Origin of the sequence: Paenibacillus timonensis (genome assembly GCF_022427145.1) — a bacterium.
Lineage (GTDB): Bacteria > Bacillota > Bacilli > Paenibacillales > Paenibacillaceae > Fontibacillus > Fontibacillus timonensis.
This window is the reverse complement of record NZ_JAKSXN010000133.1, coordinates 1-1,644: the sequence shown is the minus strand read 5'-3', so window position 1 is coordinate 1,644 and position 1,644 is coordinate 1. Positions and strand designations below refer to the sequence as shown.

Below are 1,644 nucleotides of genomic sequence, written 5' to 3'. Positions count from 1 at the left end.
TAAGAAAAACGCCTGACGGCGTCCTTTAAGTTCGTGCATCTCCGTTCATATGTGCCAAAGTAAGCTGGGGTATGGGGATCTTCTTCCTCTGTCCCCAGTCTACTTTTTCACATCACTTATCCTGTATTCGTAGCCATGAACTCCTTTGTAATATTCCGGATACATCGCTCCGCCGCATTCTTCACAACGGAATTGTGGAGGTACGGTCGGATCTCCATCATCCATCGCATCGAAATTCCGTACGACTTGCAGCGGAATCTCTTCTTCGCTGCTGCATTGCAAACAAATGTATTTTATCGTTTCTTTGCTACGCAGCCCGCTCTGCGGCTTTTTCTTTTTCTTGACCGCCTTTCGTTTCCTGGACACCGGTGACATCCCGAATCATCCTTTCCAGGCATGCCTTTGAGGTGGAGCACACCGCGTACTTCACCTTCAATTGCCCATCCTCAAGGCAAGCTTCTCCCTTGTATTCGTAATAACTTTCGCATTTCGGACAACATGGCGGCTTCCCCGTCTGCTCCTTGACCCGTTCACTCCACGTTCTGCGTTTCAATATCCGCTTTGCCTTGACGATCCATCTTCTCGCCGCTTTTTGCCACTCGCTGACTAACTTCTTGCACAGGCTCTTGATCCGCCGCGAGTAAACCCCATAGTAACGAATCGTCTTAAAGTTTTCATCCGGGATATGTCGGATCAGCCTTCCGATGAATTCTTCCACCGGGATCGTCTCCGTTTTCTCCTTCCCATCCGTCTTATCCCGATAACGAAAGGTCACCGTTTCTCCGTCGTACGCTTCGATCCGGCTCACCGCAATCGCCGGTCTTCTCATATATCGCCCGATATATCCGAGTTGCCGCTTGACGTTCCCTTTCTGTTTCGGGGCATACACATAGAAGCCTTCCCCATTTTCGGAGTAGGCTTTTTGCAAACGGGATTGTACTTGCTTTTTCTCTCGGGCGCTTAACTTTCGGCGAATCAGCTTCAACACAACCGTCTGCCATTGTTTACGCAACATCTCGAACGGCACAAAGTCATACGTTTTCCATTCCCCGTTCTTCTTCATCCCGCCCATGGTTACTAGCATATGGACATGGGGATTGAAATTCATCCGCGCCCCAAAGGTATGAAGCCCTGCTATGATGCCGGGCGTCACCTTGTGCTTCTTCTCGAAATACGTTTTGACTACACGGACGGCCTCGTCCATAAATTCTTTGAGCAGTTTGTCTCGGTGGAGAAGAAACACTTCGCGTAATCCTTCATCAACCGTGAAAACGACATGACGGTGATTGACCTGAAATACATCTTGTTCGAGCAACCGGGCCCATTCTTCCGTTTCTCCGCATGAACAGGTCGTACAGAATCTTCCTTTGCAACGATACGGAACAAGCCGTAGGTCGTGGCATCCTTCGCACACCAACAGCTTAAAACCATTCCTTGGATCTCCGCATTTGCGAAACTTCTCCACTTCTTTTAGCACATTAGGACGAAGCTTGCCCTTATGCTTCGCAACAAACCGATCCCAATGTCCATGTTCATCAAAGAAGATTCGTTTTAGCACGTTCGTCTCCATATCCTAACCTTACCAAAAACAACAACGAGGCGGAAGTCCTGCCCCACCCCGAAATGTTATAAATTCTATAATGT

1 protein-coding gene is annotated in these 1,644 nt (G+C 48.7%); it reads right to left on the bottom strand.

Features of this window, described 5'->3' with window-relative positions:
* Window positions 1-307: 307 nt before the first annotated feature.
* Window positions 308-1,570, bottom strand: a complete 1,263-nt coding sequence (locus MJ257_RS24510) for an IS91 family transposase (RefSeq protein ID WP_240271788.1) — start codon at window positions 1,568-1,570, stop codon at window positions 308-310.
* Between the last annotated feature and the right edge of the window lie 74 nt (window positions 1,571-1,644).